Below are 22,851 nucleotides of genomic sequence, written 5' to 3'. Positions count from 1 at the left end.
GGTGTGACCCGCAGTCGGAAGGACCAGTGTGGACTCAGCACTCGAGCTCGCCCGGTGGCAGTTCGGCATCACGACCGTCTACCACTTCCTGTTCGTGCCGATGACGATCAGCATGGCGTTCCTGGTGGCGATCATGCAGACGGCGTGGTGGCGCACCGGGAACGAGAAGTGGCTCCGCCTGACCCGGATGTTCGGCAAGCTCTTCCTCATCAACTTCGCCATGGGCGTCGTCACCGGCATCGTGCAGGAGTTCCAGTTCGGCATGAACTGGAGCAGCTACAGCCGCTTCGTCGGCGACATCTTCGGCGCCCCGCTCGCGATCGAGGGCCTGCTGGCCTTCTTCCTGGAGTCGACGTTCCTGGGGCTGTGGATCTTCGGCTGGGACCGGCTCAAGCCCGGCCTGCACCTGATGACCATCTGGATCGCTGCGTTCGGAACGGCGCTCTCGGCCTACTTCATCCTCGCGGCCAACTCGTTCATGCAGAACCCCGTGGGCTTCACCATGAACGAGGAGCGCGGCCGCGCCGAGCTGAACGACTTCATGGCGGTGCTGACCAACAAGGTCGCCCTCATCACGCTGCCGCACACCCTGTTCGCGGCCTTCATGGTCGGCGGCGGGTTCGTGGCCGCGGTTGCGGTGTGGCACCTCATCCGCCGCCCCGACCGGGACGCCGACGCGTTCCGCAGCGCGGCGAAGCTCGGCGCCGTGACGCTGCTCATCGCGGGCATCGGCGTCGTCATCACCGGCGACATCCAGGGCAAGGTCATGACCGAGGTCCAGCCGATGAAGATGGCGGCCGCAGAGGCGCTCTACGAGGACGCCGACGAGTGCGCGCCGTTCTCCGTGTTCACCGTCGGCACGCTCGACGGCTCCAAGCCGCTCTTCAGCGTCGAGATCCCGTGCCTGCTGTCGCAGCTGGCCACGGGCGGCTTCGGCGGCGAGGTGCGCGGCATCAACTCGCTCAACGAGGAGTACGCCGAGACGTACGCCGACTCCGGGATCACCGACTTCTCGCCAAACATCCCGGTCACCTACTGGAGCTTCCGCCTCATGATGGGCCTCGGGTTCGTGGCGATGGCGGCGAGCGCCTGGATCCTGTGGGCCCTGCGCCGAGGCCGTGTCCCGACGCCCGGTGCACGCACGACCCGCTGGCTGCTGTGGACCGCCATGGTCCTTCCCCTCATGCCGCTGTTCGCGAACTCGTTCGGCTGGATCTTCACCGAGATGGGGCGCCAGCCCTGGGTGGTCTTCGGCCTGATGCCCACCGAGGCGGGCGTCTCGCCGTCGGTCTCGGCCGCGCAGGTGTGGACCTCGATGCTCGGCTTCACGCTGCTGTACGGCGCGCTGGCGGTCGTCGAGGTCAAGCTGCTGCTGCGGTTCATCGACAAGGGCCTGCCCGAGGCCAATCCGCCCTCCGCCCCCGACGACGACTCCGACGCCCCGCTGGCGTTCGCGTACTGAGGACACCGCCATGGAACTCACCACCGTCTGGTTCATCCTGATCGCCTTCCTGTTCGTCGGGTACTTCGTGCTCGAGGGCTTCGACTTCGGCGTGGGCATGCTCGTCGGCCTGCTGGCCAAGGACGAGAAGGAGCGTCGCGTCCTCGTCAACACCATCGGTCCGGTCTGGGACGGCAACGAGGTGTGGCTCATCGTCGGCGGCGGCGCGATGTTCGCCGCCTTCCCCGAGTGGTACGCCACCTTGTTCAGCGGCTTCTACCTGCCGCTGTTCCTCATCCTCATCGCCCTGATCGTCCGCGGCGTCGCGTTCGAGTACCGCGGCCTGCGCGACCAGCAGGAGTGGCGCGACCGCTGGGACTGGGCGATCATCATCGGCTCGTTCGTCCCGGCCCTGCTGTGGGGCGTGGCGTTCGCGAACATCGTCCGCGGCGTCCCGATCAACGAGTCCCACGAGTACGTCGGCGGGTTCTTCAACCTGCTCAACCCGTACGCACTGCTGGGCGGCCTGCTGACGACGTCGGTCTTCCTCGTGCACGGAGCGTTCTTCGTCGCGCTCAAGACCGTCGGCGACATCCGCGTCCGGGCGCACGCGTTCGCGCAGCGGCTCGGTGCCGTCGTCGCGGTGCTTGCGGTGGCGTTCATCGGCTGGACCGCAGCTCGGGACGGCGACCTCGCCGTCTGGGTGATCGGCGGCGTGGCGGCTCTCGCGTTCCTCGGTGGCCTCGCCGCCAGCATGCGCGACCGCGACGGCTGGGCCTTCGTCGGCACGGCCGTGGCGATCGCCGGCGTCGTGGCGATGCTGTTCGTCGCGCTGTTCCCCGACGTGATGCCCTCGACGCTCGACCCGGCGTTCAGCCTGACCACCGAGAACGCGTCGTCGACGCCCTACACGCTCAAGATCATGACCTGGGTCGCGGTGGCGTTCACGCCCATCGTGCTGATGTACCAGGCGTGGTCGTACTGGGTGTTCCGCAAGCGCATCGGCGTGCAGCACATCCCGGCGTGAGACCCCTCGATCCGCGGCTCGTCCGCCGCTCGGCCACCGTCCGCACCCACCTGGTGTGGTCGGTGGTCCTGGGTGTCGTCACGGCGCTGCTCATCATCGGCGTGTCCTGGTGCGTCGCCGAGGTCGTCGCCCGCCGGTTCACCGGCGACGAGGTCCTGCTGCTCCCGCTCGCGATCGCCGCGGCCTTCGGGCTGCGGGCGGTGATCGCGTGGGCGCACGGTGTCGTCAGCGAGCGGGCCGCCATCCGGGTGAAGGCCGAGCTGCGGTCCGAGGTCGTGGACGACCTGCTCGACCCGCGCCGCGTCGGTCCGCGGCCCGGGAGCGGCCGCCTCGTGGCGTTGCTCGGCCCCGGGATGGACGCGTTCGACGGATACGTCGGGCGGTTCCTGCCACAGCTCGCGCTCGCGGCGATCGTGCCGGCCGCCGTGATCGCCGTGATCGCGTGGACCGACCTGCTGTCGGCAGTGATCATCGTGGTCACGCTGCCGCTCATCGGCCTCTTCATGTGGCTCGTCGGCATGCTGACGCGCGACCGGGTGGAGCGCCGCTGGGCCGCCATGGAGCGCCTGGCCCGGCACTTCACCGACGTGCTCGACGGCCTCGTCGTGCTGAAGGTCTTCGGACGGCGCCAGGAGCGTGGGATCCGCGAGGTCGGCGACCGGCACCGGGTCGAGACGATGCGCGCCCTGCGGCTGGCCTTCCTGTCCTCGCTGGTGCTCGAGCTGATCTCGACGATCTCGGTGGCCCTCGTGGCCGTGAGTGTCGGCCTGCGCGTCGTCGAGGGTCATCTCGACCTGCGCGACGCGATGTTCGTCCTGCTGCTGGCGCCCGAGGCGTACCTGCCGGTGCGCCGGGTCGGGATGATGTTCCACGACAGCACCGAGGGCGCCACGGCCACCGCCGAGCTGCTCGACCTGCTCGACCACGACCGCCACGAGGGGACCGTCGCGCCGCCGGCCGGGCCGTCGACCATCACGGTGAGCGGCGCGCGACTGACGCATCCCGGCCGCAGCGCGCTGTCGCTGGCCGTCGACGAGCTGCGGGTCGAGCCGGGGGAGTTCCTCGCGGTCGTCGGCCGCTCCGGTGGTGGGAAGTCCACCCTGCTCGACGTCCTGCTCGGCTTCGAGCGGCTGGACGCCGGATCGGTCACCGTCGGCGACACCGCGCTGGCCGACCTCGACATCGCCGCCTGGCGGGAGTCGGTGGCCTGGGTGCCGCAGACGCCGCACCTCGTGGCCGGCACCCTCGGCGAGAACGTCGCGCTGGGCCAGCGAGGCGCGAGCGCCGAGGAGATCGCCGCGGCCGCCGGCGACGCAGGGCTGGACCTCTCCCTGGGACGGGTCGTGCGCGAGGGCACGACCGACCTGTCGGCGGGGGAGCGACGCCGCGTGGCGGTGGCGCGGGCCCTGCTGCGGATCCGGCGAACGGACGCCTGGCTCGTGCTGCTGGACGAGCCCACCGCGGGCCTCGACGCCCACCACGAGGCCACGGTGCTGACCGCCCTGCGCGAGTCGGGCGCCACGGTGCTGGTCGTCACGCACCGGCCCGAGACCGTGGCCGCGGCCGATCGGGTCGTCGAGGTGGCCGCATGAGCCGCACCTACTCGCGCCGCGCGCGCCTGGGCACGGGACTGGCCATGGGCGTCGCCGCCCAGCTGGCCGCGGTCGGCCTGCTGCTGGCCTCCGCGTGGCTCATCGTCCGGGCCGCCGAGCAGCCGCCCGTGCTCTACCTCATGGTCGCGATCGTCTCGGTGCGCTTCTTCGGGATCTCCCGGTCGGTGCTGCGCTACGTGGAGCGGCTGCTGACGCACGACGTCGCCCTCGCCGACGCGGTGGAGCAACGCGTCGCCACCTACACCGACCTCGACCGCGCGGCGCCCGCCGGACTGGGCGATCTGCGCCGCGGCGACCTCGTCAGCCGGGTCGTCGCCGACGTCGCCCGGATGCAGGACCGGCTGCTGCGGCTGCGCATCCCGTGGTGGATCGGGCTGGCGGCCACGGCCGTCGTCGTGGTGGTCGTCGCGCTGATCGACGCGCCGTCAGGCCTGGTCATCACCGCCGGCGTGGCGGTGGCGGCGCTGTCGCTGCGGTGGCTCGTCGCACGCGCCGGCAGTCGGCGCAGCGGCCGGGCCGAAGCACAGGGACGTCTGTCGGCCGAGGTCGCCGCCGCGGCCGTCGCCGCGCGCGAGCTCGTCGCCTTCGGTGCCGCCGACGAGGCCCGGGCGACCGCCTCGACCGCCACCGGCGACGCCGAGTCGGCCCAGTCCGGCGGCGCGAGCGTCGCCGGCATCGGGTCGGCCGTCGTCCTGGCCGTCGCCGGGCTCACGGTCGCCGTCCTGGCCGCCCTGTCCGGCGGCCTCGACCCGGTCCTCGTCGGCGTGGTCCTGCTGGCGCCGATCGCCCTGGTCGAGCCGTGGGACGGCTGGTCGGAGGCCGAGCGACTGCGGCCCGAGGTCACGGCCGCGGCGGCGCGACTCGCTGCCCTGGCGGATCTGGGCGCGCCGGTCGAGGACCCCGCCGATCCGCGCCCGCTGCCGGACGGCAACGACCTCGTGGTCGAGGACGTCCGCGTCGGCTGGGACACCCCCGTGACGACACCGATCTCGTTCAAGGTGCCCGAGGGTGCCGCGATGGCGGTCACCGGTCCCAGCGGTGTCGGCAAGTCCACGCTCGGCTACGCGCTGCTGCGGCTGCTGCCGACGTGGCACGGCACCGTCTCGCTCGGTGGAGTGCCCACGACCGAGCTGTCCGCCGCCGAGGTCCGTCGCCGCATCGGCTACCTCGGCCAGGACGACGCCGTGTTCGACACCTCGATCCGCGAGAACCTGCGGATCGCCGATCCGGAGGCCGACGACGAGCGACTGCGCGCCGCGCTCGCGTCCGCCGGGCTGCTCGTGTCGGTCGACGCCATGCCGCAGGGCCTCGACACCCCGGTCGGCGAGCACGGCGGCCGGCTCTCCGGCGGCGAGCGCCAGCGACTGTGCCTGGCGCGGCTGCTGCTCGCCGACCACCGCGTGCTGGTGCTGGACGAGCCGACCGAGCACCTCGACGCGCCGACGGCAGCGGCACTGATGGACGACGTCCTCGCCCTGGCGGGTCCCGGAGGGCGCAGCCTCGTCGTCATCTCGCACAGCCCGGCCGTGCTGGCCCGGTTCGACGACGTCGTCCGCTTGTCTAGGGTGGACCCGTGACCACCGAGACCCTCGTCGTCCTGATCGCCGTCGCCGTCGTCATCCTCGGTGGCGGCCTCGCGTACCTCATCGCCAAGCCGCGCCGCGAGCTGCCGCCGCCCGACGTGATGGACGAGCTCACCGAGCGTGAGATCGAGCATCCCGAGCTGCGCGAGGTCGACCTCGACGAGGTCGAGGAGCTCGAGGCCGGGGTCCTGGAGGAGGAGCCGGCCGCCCCGGCTGCCCCCACGCTGGAGCGCCCCGAGACCCCGCAGGGCCGCCTCGCGCGCCTGCGCTCGCGCCTCTCGCGCTCGCAGACGAGCCTGGGCCGCGGCCTGCTCTCGCTGCTCGGCGGCGGCGACCTCACCGAGGACCAGTGGGAGGAGATCGAGGACACCCTGCTCGCGGCCGACGTGGGCGTCGGTCCCACCACCGAGCTGGTCACGAACCTGCGCGCCCGGCTCGCCGCCGAGGGCGTCAAGGATCCCGAGCGCGCCAAGGCCGTGCTGCGCGACGAGCTGCTGGGCCTCGTGGGCCCCTCGCTCGATCGCACGATGCACACCACCGGTGACGACAACCTTCCCGGCGTCGTGCTCGTCGTCGGTGTCAACGGCACCGGCAAGACCACCACCGTCGGCCGCCTCGCCCGCGTGCTCGTCGCGGAGGACCGCTCGGTCCTGCTCGGCGCCGCCGACACGTTCCGCGCCGCCGCGGCCGACCAGCTGGAGACGTGGGGCGCCCGCGTGGGCGTGCCCACGGTGCGCAGCCACGAGGGCGCCGACCCGGCCAGCGTGGGCTTCGAGACCGTGAAGCAGGGCATCGCCGACGGCGTCGACGTCGTCCTGGTCGACACCGCCGGACGCCTGCACACCAAGTCGGGCCTGATGGACGAGCTCGGCAAGGTCAAGCGCGTCATCGAGAAGCAGGCTCCGGTCACCGAGGTCCTGCTGGTGATCGACGCGACGACCGGTCAGAACGGCCTCACGCAGGCGCGCGTGTTCGGCGAGGTCGTCGACGTCACGGGCATCGTGCTGACGAAGCTCGACGGCACCGCCAAGGGCGGCATCGTCATCGCCGTGCAGCGCGAGCTCGGCGTTCCGGTGAAGTACGTCGGCCTCGGCGAGGGCCCCGACGACCTCGCGCCGTTCGACCCCGCCGACTTCGTGGACGCCCTCCTGGAGGCGTAACACAGACGTAACACGGAGCGTTCCGACGCGAAATCGGGACCGGCCACAGTGACGGGCATGGATGGTTACTACGCCTGGATGCTCATGGCCACGGCCATGGTGCTCTTCATGACCGTGCCCGCGCTCGCCCTGTTCTACGGCGGCATGACCCGCGCCCGCTCCGTGCTGAACATGATGATGATGTCCTACGTGGCCGCGGCCGTCGTCGGACTCGTCTACGTGCTTTGGGGCTGGTCGATGTCCTTCGGCAGCAAGGACGTCGGCGGCCTGTTCGCCAGCCCCTTCGAGCTCTTCGGGCTCGAGGGCGTCGAGTGGGGCGACTACATCGCCGTCGCGTTCCAGATGACCTTCGCGATCATCACCGCGGCCCTCATCTCCGGCGCCATCGCCGACCGCGTGAAGTTCTCGGCCTGGCTCGTCTTCCTGCCGCTGTGGGTCACCTTCTCGTACTTCCCGATCGCGCACATGGTGTGGGGCGGCGGCTTCATCGCCGAGCACTTCCCGGCCCAGGACTACGCCGGCGGCACCGTGGTGCACATCAACGCCGGCATCGCGGGCGGCATCCTCGCGCTGATCATCGGCCGGCGGATCGGCTGGCCGCGCGAGCAGATGCGCCCCCACAACCTGCCGTTGACGATGATGGGCGCCGCGCTGCTGTGGTTCGGCTGGTACGGATTCAACGTCGGCTCGATCGTCTTCGCCGAGGGTGACGGCGCCGCCAAGGACACCGCCCAGTTCATGACCGAGACCGGCGTGACCTTCATGAACACGACCGTCGCCACGATGGCCGCGATCCTGGCCTGGCTGGCGGTCGAGAAGATCCTCCACGGCAAGGCCACCTCGCTCGGTGCGGCGTCGGGCATCGTCGCCGGACTCGTGGCGATCACCCCCGCCTGCGGCGCGGTCGGCATCGTCGGCGCCATCGCGATCGGCGCGGCCTCCGGTGCACTGTGCGCCTGGGCGGTCGGCCTCAAGTTCAAGTACGGCCTCGACGACTCGCTCGACGTGGTGGGCGTCCACCTCGTCGGCGGCCTCGTCGGCACGCTGCTCATCGGCCTGTTCTCCACCGCCTCCGCGCCCGGTGGCATCGACGGGCTGCTCTACGGCGGCGGCTTCGAGTCGCTGTTCAACCAGTTCATGGCGGCGCTCATCGCCATCGTGTGGACGGGCGTGTTCACCACCCTCATCGCCCTGGCCATCAAGTACACGATCGGCTGGCGCGTCGACGACGAGGACGAGGTCACCAACGGGATCGACTTCGCCCAGCACGGAGAATCTGCCTACGACATCGCCGGGTCCACCGGATCCAGCTTCTGAGAACGGAGAATGATCGTATGAAGCTCGTGACCGCGGTGATCAAGCCGCACAAGTGGGAAGAGGTCCGGGAGGCGCTCGCCGCCTCCGGCGTGGCCGGCATGACCGTCACCGAGGCCAGCGGCTACGGCCAGCAGAAGGGCCACACGGAGGTCTACCGGGGCGCCGAGTACGACGTCTCCCTGGTGCCGAAGATCCGCCTCGAGGTCGTCGTCGACGACGCCGACGTCGAGGGTGTGGTCGCCACGATCACGTCCGCGGCCCAGACCGGCAAGATCGGCGACGGCAAGGTGTGGGTCATGCCCGTCGAGTCGGTGGTCCGGGTCCGCACCGGCGAGACGGACGAAGCGGCGCTCTGAACGAGGCGCTCGACCAGGCCCGCCGGGGCCGGGCCGACGCGATGGACCGGGTGCTGCGCGAGGCCTTCGCAGCGGTGGCCGGGGACATCGAGACCGGCCTGGCCCTGGCGGCCATCGGCGGCTACGGGAGGGCGCAACTCTCCCCGCACAGCGACGTCGACGTGGTCCTGGTCCACGCCGACCACCTCGATCCCGCCGAGGTCGACGCGCGGGCGGCGGCGCTGTGGAGCCGGCTGTGGGAGGCGAAGGTGCCGCTCGACCACTCCGTCCGGTCGCTGACCGAGATGGAGGAGTTGGCCGCGACGGACCACCGCGTCGCGATCGGCGTCGTCGACGCACGCTACGTGGCCGGCGACGCGGGCGCCGTCGTGGGCATGCGCTCCACCGTGATGGCCGGGTGGCGCCGGGAGGCCCGCTCGCGTCTCCAGACCGTGCGCCAGGACCGGGACGCGCGGCTCGAGCGCTCGGGCCAGCTGGCCTACGAGGCGGTCCCCGACCTCAAGAACTCCGGGGGAGGGCTCCGCGACGCCGTGCTGCTGCGGGCGATCGCGGCCACGTGGCTGGTCGACGTGCCCGCGCGCGAGGTGGCCCAGCTGACCGCCGAGCTGCTCGACGTGCGCGACCTGCTCCACGAGGTGGGCGGCCGGCGCACCGACAAGCTGGTGCCCGAGCTGGTGCCCGACATCGCCGCGCGGCTGGGGCTGACCCCGGCCGATCTCGACGTGCACGCGCGCGACGTGGGCCGCCGGCTCGACCACCTCACGGCCCGCGCCTGGCGACGTCTCGACGACATCGCGCGCAGCCCGCACCGGTCGGTCGGCAGCCGCGGCCCGATCATCGAGAAGGTCGTCCCGGGCGTCGGCGTCCTCGACACCGAGGTCGTGCTCACGGCCGACGCCGCCCCCGCGTCGGACCCCGAGCTGCTGTTCCGGGCCGCCGCCGTGGCGGCGCGTCGGAACCTCCCGATCAACCAAGCGTCGCTCGACCGGATGGCGCGCGAGATCCGATGGCCCGACGAGCCGATGCCCGCGTCCACGCACCGCTGGCTGGTCGACCTCGTCTCGTCGGGACGCCGCCTCGTCCCGGTGTGGCTGCAGCTGGACTTCGCGGGCCTGATCGACCCGTTCCTCCCCGAGTGGGCCGGCATCCGCCTGCGAGGCTCGTCCTCGCCGATCCACCGGTTCACCGTCGACCGGCACAGCCTCGAGGCCGCCGTGAACGCGGACGAGCTCAACCGCGAGGTGGACCGCCCCGACCTGCTGGCGGTGGCGGGCCTCCTGCACGACATCGGCAAGGGCGCGCGGGGCGCCCACAGCGAGGTGGGCGAGCCGATGGCCGTCGCGATCGCGCGCCGCTGGGGATTCGACGAGACCGATGCGGTGACGATCGGCTGGCTCGTGCGGCGCCCCCTGCTGCTGCCCACCATCGCCACCCGGCGCGACATCGAGGATCCCCTCACCGCCTCGAACGTCGCGGAGTTCATCCCCGACGAGGCGGCGCTCGACCTGCTGTCCGCCCTCACCGCGTGCGACGCGCGCGCCACCAGCGCGGCGGCCTGGAGCGACTGGCGGCGCAGCCTCGTCGAGGGCTTGGTCCGCAAGGTCCGCGACCACCTCCGCGGCACCGCGGTGCCGGCATCCGACTACGCCGGCTGGCCCGCCCACGTGCCGATGCCCGACCTCGACCGCGAGGTGGTGGGGGAGTTCATCCTCGCCGTGCAGCCCCACCACGACGGCTCGCTGCTCACGATCGCCGTTCCCGACCGCCGGGGCATGCTGGCCGACCTCGCCGGAGCGCTCACGGTGGCGGGCCTGAACATCCGGTCGTGCCGCTCGGTCACGGTGGACCACGTGGCGGCCACCCTGTGGGAGGTCACGAGGTCCACGGTCGACGCCACGACCCTGGCCGAGCGTATCCGTCCGGTGCTCGAGGGCCGCGTCGACCTCGCCCAGCGCCTGGCCTACCGGCTCGAGCGGGACGAGTACGAGCCGCGCGTGAACGTCCTCGACGCGCTCGAGCAGACGGCGACGCTGCTCCAGGTCCGCACCCTCGACCGCCGCGGGCTGATGTGGACGGTGTGCCACACGATCGCGACGCTGGGGCTCCACATCCGCTCGGTGCACCTGTCGACGTACGGCGACGAGGCTCGCGACGTGTTCTACGTGACCGACGACGACAACGCCGCCCTGGGCGACGACGCGGCCCGCGCGTTGCGCCAGGCGGTGAGTGACGCCCTCGCCTGACGGGCGCTCGGCTACTCTGGGGACCTATGTTCGATTCGCTGCAGGACCGGCTCCAGTCGGCATTCAAGGGACTCCGCGGCAAGGGCAAGCTGTCCGATGCCGACATCGACGCTGTCGCCCGCGAGATCCGCGTCGCGCTGCTCGACGCCGACGTCGCGGTGCCCGTCGTGCGCGAGTTCATCGCGAACGTCAAGGAGCGCGCCCGCGGCGCCGAGGTGAGCCAGGCGCTCAACCCGGCGCAGCAGGTCATCAAGATCGTCAACGACGAGCTCGTGCGCATCCTCGGCGGCGAGACGCGCCGGATCCGCTTCGCCAAGAACCCGCCGACCGTGATCATGCTCGCCGGCCTCCAGGGCGCCGGCAAGACCACGCTGGCCGGCAAGCTCGGTCGCTGGCTCAAGGCGCAGGGCCACTCGCCCATGCTCGTCGCGGCCGACCTCCAGCGTCCCAACGCCGTCACGCAGCTGAAGGTCGTCGGCGAGCAGGCGGGCGTCACCGTCTTCGCCCCCGAGGCCGGCAACGTCGGGGGAGCCCAGACCGGCTCGGGCACCCAGAGCATCGGCGACCCGGTGCGGGTCGCGCGCGACGCCGTCGCCGAGGCGAAGCGCTCGTTGCACGACGTCGTCGTCATCGACACCGCCGGCCGCCTCGCGATCGACGCCGAGCTGATGAAGCAGGCCGCCGACATCCGCGAAGCCACGCAGCCCGACGAGGTGCTGTTCGTCATCGACGCGATGATCGGTCAGGACGCCGTCGGCACCGCCGAGGCGTTCCTCGAGGGCGTCGACTTCACCGGCGTCGTCCTGTCGAAGCTCGACGGCGACGCCCGCGGTGGTGCCGCCCTGTCGGTGCGCTCGGTCACGGGCCGCCCGATCATGTTCGCCTCCACGGGCGAGAAGCTCGACGAGTTCGACGTCTTCCACCCCGACCGCATGGCCTCGCGCATCCTCGACATGGGCGACGTCATGACGCTCATCGAGCAGGCCGAGAAGGTCTTCGACGCCGACCAGGCCGCGCAGGCCGCCGAGAAGGTCGCCGGCGGCTCCTTCACGCTGGCCGACTTCCTCCAGCAGATGGAGGCCCTGTCGAAGATGGGGTCGATGTCCAAGATGCTCGGGATGCTGCCGGGCATGGGCCAGTTCAAGGACCAGCTCGCGAACTTCGACGAGAAGGACATCGACAAGATCAAGGCGATCATCCGGTCGATGACGCCGTCCGAGCGTGACAACCCCAAGATCATCGACGGCTCGCGCCGCGCCCGCATCGCCCGCGGCTCGGGCACGCAGGTCAGCGACGTCAACCAGCTCGTCACCCGGTTCTTCGAGGCCGCCAAGATGATGCAGCGCATGGCCAAGGGCGGCGGGGTGCCCGGCATGGGCGCGATGCCCGGCATGCCCGGCATGGGCGCGGGCAAGCGCGCCGGGGCCAAGCAGCCGAAGCAGAACAACAAGAAGAAGGGCAAGCGCGTCTCGGGCAACCCGGCCAAGCGCGCCGCTGCCGCGCAGGCCGAGCCGGCGAAGCCCGCCGGGGCCGGTGCCTTCGGCTTCGACCAGAACGCCGCGGCCGACGACTTCGAGCTCCCGAAGGAGCTGCGCGACCTGCTCTGACGCGACTTGGTCCGCTCCCGGGCGTAGCGTGAGGGCCATGAGTCCGCCGCTGGTCGTGGTCATGGGGATCTCGGGGGTCGGCAAGTCCGCGGTGGGTCACGCGGTGGCCGACGACTCAGGGGTCCCGTACGCCGACGGAGACGACTACCACCCGCAGGCCAACATCGAGAAGATGTCGGCCGGGCAGGCGCTGACCGACGAGGACCGCTGGCCCTGGCTCGACCTGATCGGCGGCTGGCTCGCCGACCACGACGAGCAGGGCGGCGTGATCAGCTGCTCCGCCCTTCGCCGGGTGTACCGCGACGTGCTGACCCGGCACGCGCCGCGCACCGTGTTCCTGCACCTGGTGGGCGACCACGAGCTCATCCTGTCCCGCATGGAGGGTCGCGACCACTTCATGCCGGTCTCGCTGCTGGAGTCGCAGGAGGCCACCCTCGAGCCGCTCGAGGCCGACGAGAACGGCGTCGTCTTCGACGTCACCGAGACGCCGGAGAGGATCGCCGCGGCATTCCTGCTCTGGCTGCGCACCACGGAGGCACAGGCCTGATGTCCGATTCCACCCAGCTGATCCTCGCCGCCCTCCTGGGCATCGCGGTCATCGTCGTCCTGATCACCGTGGCGAAGCTGCACCCGTTCCTCAGCCTCACGCTCGGCTCGCTCACCGTCGGCGCGGCCGCCGGTATGTCGATGTCCAGGACGGTCGAGAGCTTCAGCGCCGGCGTGGGCACGACCGTGGCCGGTGTCGGCATGCTGATCGCCCTCGGCGCGATGTTCGGCAAGCTGCTGGCCGATTCCGGGGGAGCGGACCAGATCGTCGACACGATCATCGGAAAGTCGTCCGACCGGATGCTGCCCTGGGCGATGGCCGGCATCGGCGCGCTGATCGGCCTGCCGATGTTCTTCGAGATCGGCCTCGTGCTGCTGATGCCGGTGATCTTCCTGGTGGCGCGCCGGTCGGGGAAGTCGCTGATCGGCCTCGGCATCCCTGCGCTCGCCGGCCTGTCGGCGATGCACGGCTTCGTGCCGCCGCACCCCGGACCCCTCGTCGCCGTCGACGCGCTCGGTGCCGACCTGGGCCTCACGCTCGGCCTCGGCGTCCTCGTCGCGATCCCCACGATCATCGTCGCCGGGCCGCTCTTCGCGCGCGTGGCCCCCCGCTGGGTGGACGTGCCCACGCCGCACCTGTTCGACGCCGACGAGCAGGTGCACACCGGCAAGCGGCCGAGCTTCGCGCTGACCCTCGCCACGGTGCTGCTCCCCGTCGTGCTCATGCTGGCCAAGACGGTGGCCGACATCGTCGAGGCCGAGGGCGTCCTGCGGTCGACGCTCGACTTCGTCGGCACCCCGCTCGTGGCCCTGCTCATCTCGGTGCTGGTCGCGATGTTCACCCTCGGCCGGGCCGGCGGGATGGAGTGGGACAGGATCATGGACACCCTCGGGGCCTCCCTGGGACCCATCGCCGGCATCGTGTTCATCGTCGGCGCCGGTGGCGGCTTCAAGCAGACGCTCGTCGACACCGGGATCGCCGACGTCGTGGCCGAGTGGGTGGAGGGATCAAACTTCTCCGTCTTCGTCGTGGCGTGGCTCGTGGCCGTGCTGATCCGCCTCGCCACGGGCTCGGCGACGGTGGCCACGGTGACGGCCTCGGGCATCATGGCGCCGCTGGCAGGGGACCTGAGCAGCCCCGAGGTCTCGCTGCTCGTGCTGGCGATCGGCGCCGGCTCGCTGTTCTTCAGCCACGTCAACGACGCCGGCTTCTGGCTGGTCAAGGAGTACTTCGGCATGACGGTCGGCCAGACGATCAAGACGTGGTCGATCATGGAGACCGTGCTGTCCGTCTCGGGACTGATCGTCGTCCTCTTGCTCGGTCTCGTAGTCTGACCGGGTGCTGATCGCGCTCCTGCGCCACCACCTGCGGCCCTACCGGGTCCCGGTCCTGGTGGTGTGCCTCTTCCAACTCGTCCAGACGGTGGCCACGCTGTACCTGCCCGGGCTGAACGCCGACATCATCGACGAGGGCGTGGCCCAGGGCGACATCGGCCGCATCTGGCACGTGGGCGGGCTGATGCTCGCCGTCACGGTCCTGCAGGTCGTGTGCAACGTCGTCGCGGTCTTCATCGGCTCGCGGGTCGCGATGGCCGTGGGCCGCGACCTGCGCGCCGAGGTCTTCGGCACGGTGCAGTCGTTCGGCAGCCGCGAGATGGCCTCGTTCGGACCGCCCACGCTGATCACCCGCAACACCAACGACGTCCAGCAGGTCCAGCTGCTGCTGTTCATGGGGCTGACGATGATGGTCGCCGCCCCGATCACCGGCATCGGCGGGCTGGTCATGGCCCTGCGCGAGGACGTTCAGCTGTCGGCCGTCTTCCTGATCGTCCTGCCGGTGCTCGTCATCTCGCTCGGGCTGATCATCGCGAAGATGCGCCCGCTGTTCCGCCTCATGCAGGAGCGCATCGACACGCTGAACCAGATCATGCGCGAGCAGATCACCGGCGTGCGCGTCGTGCGGGCCTTCGTCCGAGAGGACCAGGAGGCCGCCCGCTTCGCGCACGCGAACGAGCTCAACCGCCAGGTCGCCGTGGGCGCCGGCCGTCTGATGACGATCTTCTTCCCGCTGCTGATGGGCATCATGAACCTGTCGGTGGTGCTCGCCCTGTGGTGGGGCGCCTCGCGGATCGGTGCGGGCGAGCTGCAGATCGGCCAGCTGACCGCGTTCCAGCAGTACCTGATCCAGACCCTGATGGCCGTGATGATGGCGACCTTCATGTTCATGCTGTGGCCTCGCTCCGAGGTGTCGGCCGAGCGGCTCACCGAGGTGCTGCGCACGGAGCCCGCGATCGACCTCGACCCCGAGGTGCCGAGCGTCGAGCTGTCGCAGGGCCGTGTCGACGTCGAGAGTGCGTCGTTCTCGTACCCGGGCGCGGAGAACGCCGTCATCGAGGACGTGTCGCTCGTGGCCAGGCCCGGGGAGACCACCGCGATCGTGGGCTCGACCGGCAGCGGCAAGACCACGGTGCTCGGACTCGTCGCGCGACTGTTCGACGTCACCGGGGGGCGGGTCCTGATCGACGGCCTCGACGTGCGCGACGTGCGTCCGGCCGACGTCTGGCGGGCCATCGGGCTCGTGCCGCAGAAGGCTCTGCTGTTCACCGGCACGATCGCCGACAACCTGCGGTTCGGCCGGGCCGACGCGACCGACGAGGAGCTCTGGGACGCGCTGCGCATCGCCCAGGCCGAGGACTTCGTGCGCGCGATGCCCGACGGGCTCGAGTCCCCGGTGAGCCAGGGCGGCTCGAACTTCTCCGGAGGGCAGCGGCAGCGGCTCGCGATCGCCCGTGCGATCGTCAAGCGCCCGCGGATCTACCTGTTCGACGACTCGTTCTCGGCGCTGGACTACGCGACCGATGCCGCCCTGCGCGCCGCCCTGAAGCCCGTCACCGCCGACGCCGCCGTCGTGATCGTCGCCCAGCGGATCAGCACGATCCGCCAGGCCGACCGGATCGTCGTGCTCGACGAGGGCCGCGCCGTCGGCACCGGCACGCACGACGAGCTCATGGAGACCTCGGAGGTCTACCGCGAGATCGTCCTGTCGCAGCTGTCGCCGGAGGAGGCCCGATGAGCTGGCACGGGGCACCCCAGAAGCCCGCGAAGGCGAACAACTTCCGCGCGACGTTCGGCCGCGTGTTCCGCCGCCTGCTGCTCGACCGCACGATGGTGTTCGCGCTGGCCGCGTTCGGGCTGATCGGCGTGACCCTCTCGGTCATCGGACCGAAGATCCTCGGGCACGCGACGGACATCATCTTCGACGGCTTCATCTCGAGCCAGTTCCCCGAGGGGATGACGAAGGCCGAGGCCGTGGCGTCGCTGAAGGCCGACGGGCAGGACCAGCTGGCCGAGCTCGTCGGCGCGATCGACCTGCAGCCGGGCCAGGGCATCGACATGGGCGAGCTCGGCACGGTCCTGGCGATCGTCACCGTGATCTACGTCGTGTCGTCGCTGTTCATGTGGCTCCAGGGCGTGCTGGCCACCACGGTCGTCCAGCGCATGGTGGCCGACCTGCGCAACGACGTCGAGGACCAGCTCAACCACCTGCCGCTGGCCCACCTCGACCGCCAGGAGCGCGGCGAGATCATGTCGCGCACGACCAACGACCTCGACAACCTCGCCCAGTCGCTCCAGCAGACGCTGAGCCAGATGATCACCAGCATCCTCATGGTCATCGGCACGCTCGCGATGATGTTCTGGATCTCGCCGCTGCTGACGATCATCGCGCTGGTGACGATCCCGGTGGCGATCGCCATCACGGGCGGCGTCATGAAGCGCTCCCAGCCGCAGTTCGTGGCGCAGTGGACGCAGACCGGCCGGCTCAACGCCATCATCGAGGAGTCGTTCACGGGGCACGAGGTCGTCAAGGTCTTCGGACGCCAGCAGGTGGCCGAGGACGAGTTCGCGGCCACGAACGACGAGCTGTTCGGGGCGTCGTTCCGGGCGCAGTTCATCTCGGGCGTCATCCAGCCGCTGATGATGTTCGTCTCCAACCTCAACTACGTGCTGGTCGCGGTGGTGGGCGGGCTCCAGGTCGCCAACGGCACCCTGTCGCTCGGCTCGGTGCAGGCGTTCATCCAGTACTCGCGCCAGTTCACGCAGCCGCTGACCCAGGTGGCCGCGATGGTGAACCTGCTGCAGTCCGGCATGGCGTCGGCCGAGCGGGTCTTCGCGTTCCTCGACGAGGAGCGCGAGCGCCCCGACCGCGTGGACGCCCCCGAGCCCGACCCGCTGCGCGGACGAGTCGTCTTCGATCACGTCGACTTCTCGTACACCGACGAGCCGCTGATCGAGGACCTGTCGCTCGTCGCCGAGCCCGGCCAGACCGTCGCGATCGTCGGTCCCACCGGTGCGGGCAAGACCACGCTGACGAACCTCGTGCTGCGCTTCTACGAGGTCGACGGCGGCCGCATCACGCTGGACGACGTCGACATCGCCGAGATGAGCCGCCGCGAGCTGCGTGACGACTTCGGTGTGGTCCTGCAGGACACGTGGCTGTTCTCCGGCACCATCCGCGAGAACATCGCGTACGGCGCGGACGACCCCTCCGAGGAGCAGATCCTGGCCGCCGCCCAGGCCGCCTCGGTGGACCACTTCGTGCGCACGCTGCCCGACGGCTACGACACGGTGATCACCGACGACGGCGGGGGAGTGAGCGCCGGCCAGCGTCAGCTGCTCACGATCGCGCGGGCGTTCCTGGCGGATCCGGCCATCCTCGTGCTGGACGAGGCGACCAGCTCGGTCGACACCCGCACCGAGGCGCTCGTGCAGTCCGCGATGAACGATCTGCGCTCGGGTCGCACCAGTTTCGTGGTGGCCCACCGGCTCTCCACGATCCGCGACGCCGACCTCATCGTGGTCATGGAAGCTGGCCGGATCGTCGAGCAGGGGACCCACGAGGAGCTCATCGCGGCACAGGGCGCGTACCAACGGCTGTACGCGGCGCAGTTCGCCTCCACGACGTTCACACCGCCCCGATAGGCTGTGCGGGTGTCCACACAGCCCGTCCTCGCCGTCATCGGCCGTCCCAATGTCGGCAAGTCGACCTTGGTCAACCGCATCATCGGACGGCGAGAGGCCGTCGTGGAGGACGTCCCCGGCGTGACCCGCGACCGCGTCCCGTACGACGCGATCTGGAACGGGCGAGCGTTCACCGTCGTCGACACCGGTGGCTGGGACCCTGACGCCAAGGGCATGGCCGAGCGCATCGCCGCCCAGGCCGAGGTCGCCATCGCCGTCGCCGACGCGATCCTGTTCGTCGTCGACGCCACCGTCGGCGCCACGGACATCGACGACAAGGTCGTGAAGCTGCTGCGCGCCTCCGGCAAGCCGGTCGTGCTGGCCGCCAACAAGGTCGACGACCAGAAGGGCGAGCTCGAGGCCGCCAGCCTCTGGAACCTCGGGCTCGGCGAGCCGTACCCGGTCTCGGCCCTGCACGGTCGTGGCAGCGGCGACATGCTCGACGCGATCCTCGACGCGCTGCCCGAGGCCCCCGAGGAGGACTTCGACGCGCCGCGCGGCCCGCGCCGCGTGGCCATCGTCGGCAAGCCCAACGTCGGCAAGTCCAGCCTGCTGAACAAGTTCGCCGGCGAGGACCGCGTCGTCGTCGACAACGTCTCGGGCACCACGGTCGACCCCGTCGACGAGCTGGTCGAGCTCGGTGGTCGGGTCTGGACCTTCATCGACACCGCCGGCATCCGCAAGCGCGTGAAGACCGCCACCGGCCACGAGTACTACGCCAGCCTGCGCACGTCGGCCGCGATCGAGCGTGCCGAGGTCGCCGTCATGGTGATCGACGCCAGCGAGTCGATCTCCGAACAGGACCTGCGCATCATCAACACGATCGAGGAGACCGGCCGCGCCGTCGTGCTGGCCTTCAACAAGTGGGACCTCGTCGACGACGAGCGCCGCTTCTACCTCGAGCGCGAGATCGAGCGCGACCTCGTGCAGATCCCGTGGGCGCCGCGCATCAACGTGGCCGCCCGCACCGGCTGGCACATCGACCGCCTCGTGCGTGCGCTCGACGCGGCACTCGAGGGCTGGGAGACCCGCGTGTCCACCGGCGCGCTCAACTCCTTCCTCGGTCGGCTCGTCGCCGAGCACCCGCACCCGGTGCGCGGCGGCAAGCAGGCGAAGATCCTCTTCGGCACCCAGGCGTCCACGGCGCCGCCGACCTTCGTGCTGTTCACCTCCGGCAAGCTCGAGGCGGGCTACCTGCGCTTCATCGAGCGTCGCCTGCGCGAGGAGTTCGGCTTCGTCGGCAGCCCCATCCACCTCCAGCAGCGCCCGCGCAAGAAGCGCGAGCGTCGCTGATGCGCTCGCCCGTCCCCGACTACCTCGACGAGGTCCTCCAGGCCTGCGGTGGCATCCAGGGCGAGACGGCCGACTACATCCCCGAGCTGGCGAAGGTCGATCCGAGCCTGTCGGCCGTCGCGCTCAGCACGGTGGACGACGCCCACCACAGCGCCGGCGACGCGAAGCACCGCTTCACCATCCAGTCGATGTCGAAGCCGTTCGCGTACGCCGTGGCGATCGAGCACCTCGGCTGGGACGCCGTGCACGCGAAGATCGACGTCGAGCCGTCGGGCGAGGCCTTCAACGAGATCTCGGTGGACTCCGAGACGGGCCGCCCCCACAACGCGATGATCAACGCGGGCGCCATCGCGACCGCGGGCCTCGTGGGCTCGTTCGAGCGCTTCGCGGACTTCGCCTCGCGCCTGGCCGGCCGGGAACTACGGGTCGACGAGGCGGTCTACGAGTCCGAGATGGGCTCCACCCACCGCAACCTCGCGCTCGCCCACCTGATGGCTGCCTACGGCATCGTGGAGGACCCGCGGGACGCTGTCGAGCGGTACGTGCGGCAGTGCTCGCTCGCGGTGGACGTCCGCGACCTCTCGCGGATGGCGGCGACCCTGGCGAACGGTGGCGTGCACCCGGAGACGGGGGAGCGGATCATGGCCGAGCGCACCACACGCCAGGTTCTGAGCGTCATGGCCACGTGCGGTATGTACGACGCGGCGGGGGACTGGCTCAGCACCGTGGGCATCCCGGCCAAGAGCGGCGTCTCGGGCGGCATCATCGGCGTGCTCCCGGGCCAGGTGGGCGTCGCCGTGTTCTCGCCCGGCCTCGACGCGCACGGCAACAGCGCGCGCGGCGTCGAGATGATGCGCCGGCTGTCCGACGACATGGGCATGCACCTGATGAACCCCGGTCGCCCATCGCGATCGGCGCTGGCCGACGTCCGCGTCGAGGACGGGACGACCGTCTACGTGCTCGGCGGTGACCTGCTGTTCGCGAGCGCCGAGTCGCTGATCCGCCACCTGGTGGAGCACCCGCCCGAGACCTCGGAGGTCGTGTTCGACATCAGCCGGGTCGACGAGGTCACCGACGTGGGGCGCCGGATGGCCGCGGAGGCCCGACGCCGCCTGGAGCTGGACGGCCTCGGCGTGACGGTGATCGACTTCGAGGGATCCGACCGGCTGGCCCAGCCGAGCTCCGACTAGGCCGCTGGCCAGAGGTCGAGCTCGACCACCACGGGCGAGGGCAGGCGCCATCGCTCGCGGTGCTCGACCGCAGGGGCGATGAACTTCTCGGGGAGCCTGTCGTGGGACTTCATGTTGTGGTGCTTGCGGCAGAGGCATCGCAGATTCGCCGCACTGGTGGTGCCACCGCGGTCGTGGGCCAGCGCGTGGTCGAGATCGGTCTCGGCCGCTGGCGCTCGACACCCGGCCACGCGACAGGTGCCGTCGCGCCAGTGCAACGCCGCTCGCATCGAGTCCGGTGGCTGGTAGCCCAGGCTGGTGGTGTCCAGTACCCGCCCCACCGGATCGAGGACGAGCCGTCGGAAGAGCGTGGTCTCGGAGGCGGCCAGCTCGCGAACCCACGCGGCGGGAAGCGCGTGGTCGCCGTCGCGGGTGATGCCCGGCCCCTCGGTGAGCCCGACGAGGTCGGCCGCGTCGATGCTGATCGCGATCTCGGCCCGGATGTCGGTCTCGGTGCCGGTGCACGACGTGAGCCAGTGACCGACGAGGTCGGCCTGGCGCTGGTCGCGGGTGCGTCGGTCGATCTCGCCCGTGTCGAGGTCCACCTTCGGCAGCTGCTTCGCCGCCCGCCGGAGGCGATTCCCGACCGCGATGGCGACGTGGGTGGGCAGGAGCGCGTTGAGCCAGGACGTGCCGTCGCCGTTGTGGCTGATGTCGACTCGGCGGGTCTCCACCGCGCGGTCGGCCTGCGCCTCGACCTCCTCGGGCTCGAGCCGTGCGCGCATGCGGTTCAGCCAGGCGCGCAGCTCGCCGACGGGGGGGGAGGGGGCGAAGGGCACGACGCTGGCGTCGAGCACCTCGACCGAGGGCGTGTGCGCCAGCTTGTCGATCGTGTCGGCGATGAGCATGGCTCGCGCAGCGTCGATGGAGCCGTCGCCGAAGGCGATCCACGTGCGAGGTGCCCGCTCGCGCAGGATCCCGGCGTCGTTGACGATGCCCCACACGCGGTGTTCCGTGGTGCGGAGGGCCCGGGCGATCTCGAGGGTGACGCCGCGCCGGCCGAGGTCCTTGCCGATCTCGGGCGCGTCCTCCGCGTCGACCTCGGCGCACCCGGACTCGTGGGCCGTGAGGATCAGCGACCAGGAGGCGAACTCGGCCCGTGCCTGCGCACGTGCCGCGCTCTGCAGCAGCAGCTCCTCGGGTCGTTCCATGTGCTCAATCTAGGGACGACCACTGACAGTTCTGTTGGGCCCGGGATCGCGGTGCGCGCGTCAGAGGCCGAGGTCCTCCTGCACCTTCCGCAGCGCCTCGGCCGACGCGTGCAGCTGCCGCTCCTCGTGCGCCGACATCCGCACGTCCAGCACGCGCGCGACGCCCTTCGCGTTCACGATGCTCGGCAGGGAGAGGGCCACGCCGTCCACCCCGTGGTGGCCTCGATGGACGATGCTGACGGGCAGGACGGCGTTCTCGTCGCTCAGCACCGCCTCGACGATCCGGGTGGCCGAGACGCCGATCGCGTAGTTGGTGGCGCCCTTGCCCTCGATCACGGCATAGGCGGCGTTGCGGACCCGGTCGGTGATGTCGTCGAGTTCGCGGTGGGAGAACGGCCGCGGGTCCTCCGCCGTGGAGGACGGGACCCAGTCGAGGATCGGCACCGGGCCGATGCGGGCCTGGGACCACAGCGCGAACTCCGTGTCGCCGTGTTCGCCCACGATGTCGGCGTGCACGCTGTGCGGCGCCACCCCGGCGCGCACGGCGAGGAGCTGGCGCAACCGGGACGTGTCGAGCACCGTTCCGGACGCCATCACGCGCTCGTCCGGCAGCCCGGTGATCCCCTGGGCGGCCACGGTGAGGACGTCGCACGGGTTCGTCACGAGCACGTAGACGGCGTTCGGGGCGTGCTGCATCAGGACCGGCAGCATCTGTTCGAGGATCCTGACGTTCGTGCCCGCCAGGTCGATGCGTGTCTGGCCGGGGTCCTGCTTCGCGCCCGCGGTGATCACCACCAGGTGGGCGCCGGCGACCACCGACGGGTCGGCCCCGCCGATGATCTGGCTGCTGCCGGTGAACAGGGCGCCGTGCTGCAGGTCCAACACCTCCGCCTCGACCTTCGGCCGGTTCACGTCGTACAGAGCGATGGTGCGCGCGGACCGTCGGATCAGGCAGGCGTAGGCGATCGCCGTGCCCACGCTGCCCGCACCCACGATGGCGACCTTGGAGTTCTCGATGACGGCCATGGCCCCATTGTGAGGTGCCCCCGGCCCGATGACGACCTCGGCGAGACCTGCGCTAGACTCTTGCAGGTTGTCACGGGCTGTAGCGCAGCTTGGTAGCGCACCTGACTGGGGGTCAGGGGGTCGCAGGTTCAAATCCTGTCAGCCCGACCGTGTGATGTCTCAGGACATCGGAAACTCCCGGACCTGCATTTTGCAGGTTCGGGAGTTTTTTCATGTGGTTTTGTGTCGGGGTTGGTCGTC

Annotated in this window: 17 protein-coding genes and 1 tRNA gene; 16 read left to right on the top strand and 2 right to left on the bottom strand. The window is 70.9% G+C overall.

The features are described from left to right. Positions 1–28: 28 nt before the first annotated feature. The 15 genes from H1W00_RS11905 to glsA are packed head-to-tail and all read left to right on the top strand — an operon-like array spanning position 29 to position 20,395. Positions 29–1,462 (top strand): cytochrome ubiquinol oxidase subunit I, encoded by a 1,434-nt coding sequence (locus H1W00_RS11905; RefSeq protein ID WP_181755890.1) that lies wholly within the window; start codon positions 29–31, stop codon positions 1,460–1,462. Between the two features lie 10 nt (positions 1,463–1,472). Next, entirely contained in the window at positions 1,473–2,468 is a 996-nt protein-coding gene (gene cydB / locus H1W00_RS11900; protein WP_181755889.1) for a cytochrome d ubiquinol oxidase subunit II, read from the top strand. After that, complete coding sequence (cydD, locus tag H1W00_RS11895; RefSeq protein ID WP_181755888.1) at positions 2,465–4,060, top strand: thiol reductant ABC exporter subunit CydD; 1,596 nt, start codon at positions 2,465–2,467, stop codon at positions 4,058–4,060. The genes cydB and cydD overlap by 4 nt, the downstream gene beginning before the upstream one ends. Next, the gene (cydC, locus tag H1W00_RS11890; protein ID WP_181755887.1) at positions 4,057–5,658 is read left to right on the top strand and encodes a thiol reductant ABC exporter subunit CydC; all 1,602 of its coding nucleotides are present in this window, start codon (positions 4,057–4,059) and stop codon (positions 5,656–5,658) included. Before cydD ends, cydC begins: the two co-directional genes overlap by 4 nt. After that, positions 5,655–6,824 carry a signal recognition particle-docking protein FtsY gene (ftsY, locus tag H1W00_RS11885; protein WP_181755886.1) on the top strand — a complete coding sequence of 390 codons (1,170 nt, stop codon included), beginning with the start codon at positions 5,655–5,657 and terminating at the stop codon, positions 6,822–6,824. Before cydC ends, ftsY begins: the two co-directional genes overlap by 4 nt. 57 nt (positions 6,825–6,881) lie before the next feature. After that, entirely contained in the window at positions 6,882–8,141 is a 1,260-nt protein-coding gene (locus H1W00_RS11880) for an ammonium transporter (RefSeq protein WP_181755885.1), read from the top strand. Positions 8,142–8,158: 17 nt separating this feature from the next. Next, positions 8,159–8,497, top strand: a complete 339-nt coding sequence (locus H1W00_RS11875; protein ID WP_181755884.1) for a P-II family nitrogen regulator — start codon at positions 8,159–8,161, stop codon at positions 8,495–8,497. Next, complete coding sequence (locus H1W00_RS11870; protein ID WP_338072890.1) at positions 8,431–10,740, top strand: [protein-PII] uridylyltransferase; 2,310 nt, start codon at positions 8,431–8,433, stop codon at positions 10,738–10,740. The genes H1W00_RS11875 and H1W00_RS11870 overlap by 67 nt, the downstream gene beginning before the upstream one ends. A 26-nt stretch (positions 10,741–10,766) precedes the next feature. Continuing rightward, positions 10,767–12,347, top strand: coding sequence for a signal recognition particle protein (ffh, locus tag H1W00_RS11865; RefSeq protein WP_181755882.1), 1,581 nt, complete (start codon positions 10,767–10,769; stop codon positions 12,345–12,347). Positions 12,348–12,384: 37 nt separating this feature from the next. Next, positions 12,385–12,894 carry a gluconokinase gene (locus H1W00_RS11860; protein WP_181755881.1) on the top strand — a complete coding sequence of 170 codons (510 nt, stop codon included), beginning with the start codon at positions 12,385–12,387 and terminating at the stop codon, positions 12,892–12,894. After that, positions 12,855–14,228 carry a GntP family permease gene (locus H1W00_RS11855; protein WP_420826882.1) on the top strand — a complete coding sequence of 458 codons (1,374 nt, stop codon included), beginning with the start codon at positions 12,855–12,857 and terminating at the stop codon, positions 14,226–14,228. Before H1W00_RS11860 ends, H1W00_RS11855 begins: the two co-directional genes overlap by 40 nt. 4 nt (positions 14,229–14,232) lie before the next feature. Next, complete coding sequence (locus H1W00_RS11850) at positions 14,233–15,966, top strand: ABC transporter transmembrane domain-containing protein (RefSeq protein WP_181755879.1); 1,734 nt, start codon at positions 14,233–14,235, stop codon at positions 15,964–15,966. Beyond that, positions 15,963–17,873 carry an ABC transporter ATP-binding protein gene (locus H1W00_RS11845; RefSeq protein WP_181755878.1) on the top strand — a complete coding sequence of 637 codons (1,911 nt, stop codon included), beginning with the start codon at positions 15,963–15,965 and terminating at the stop codon, positions 17,871–17,873. The genes H1W00_RS11850 and H1W00_RS11845 overlap by 4 nt, the downstream gene beginning before the upstream one ends. A 9-nt stretch (positions 17,874–17,882) precedes the next feature. After that, complete coding sequence (gene der, locus H1W00_RS11840) at positions 17,883–19,205, top strand: ribosome biogenesis GTPase Der (RefSeq protein WP_286928606.1); 1,323 nt, start codon at positions 17,883–17,885, stop codon at positions 19,203–19,205. Further along, positions 19,205–20,395, top strand: coding sequence for a glutaminase A (gene glsA, locus H1W00_RS11835; RefSeq protein WP_181755876.1), 1,191 nt, complete (start codon positions 19,205–19,207; stop codon positions 20,393–20,395). The genes der and glsA overlap by 1 nt, the downstream gene beginning before the upstream one ends. Here glsA and H1W00_RS11830 read toward each other — a convergent pair. Both H1W00_RS11830 and H1W00_RS11825 read right to left on the bottom strand, forming a co-directional pair. Further along, positions 20,392–21,585 (bottom strand): HNH endonuclease, encoded by a 1,194-nt coding sequence (locus H1W00_RS11830; RefSeq protein WP_181755875.1) that lies wholly within the window; start codon positions 21,583–21,585, stop codon positions 20,392–20,394. The genes glsA and H1W00_RS11830 overlap by 4 nt on opposite strands. Positions 21,586–21,645: 60 nt before the next feature. After that, positions 21,646–22,611: an L-lactate dehydrogenase gene (locus H1W00_RS11825; protein WP_181755874.1), complete on the bottom strand. Its 966-nt coding sequence runs from the start codon at positions 22,609–22,611 to the stop codon at positions 21,646–21,648. A 73-nt stretch (positions 22,612–22,684) separates the two neighbouring features. Here H1W00_RS11825 and H1W00_RS11820 point away from each other — a divergent pair. Beyond that, positions 22,685–22,758 (top strand) — tRNA-Pro (locus H1W00_RS11820). Positions 22,759–22,851 lie beyond the last annotated feature (93 nt).

The organism is Aeromicrobium phoceense (assembly GCF_013868155.1).
GTDB lineage: Bacteria > Actinomycetota > Actinomycetes > Propionibacteriales > Nocardioidaceae > Aeromicrobium > Aeromicrobium phoceense.
Note: the sequence above shows the minus strand (reverse complement) of the source record. Positions and strands in the feature narration are given on the sequence as shown.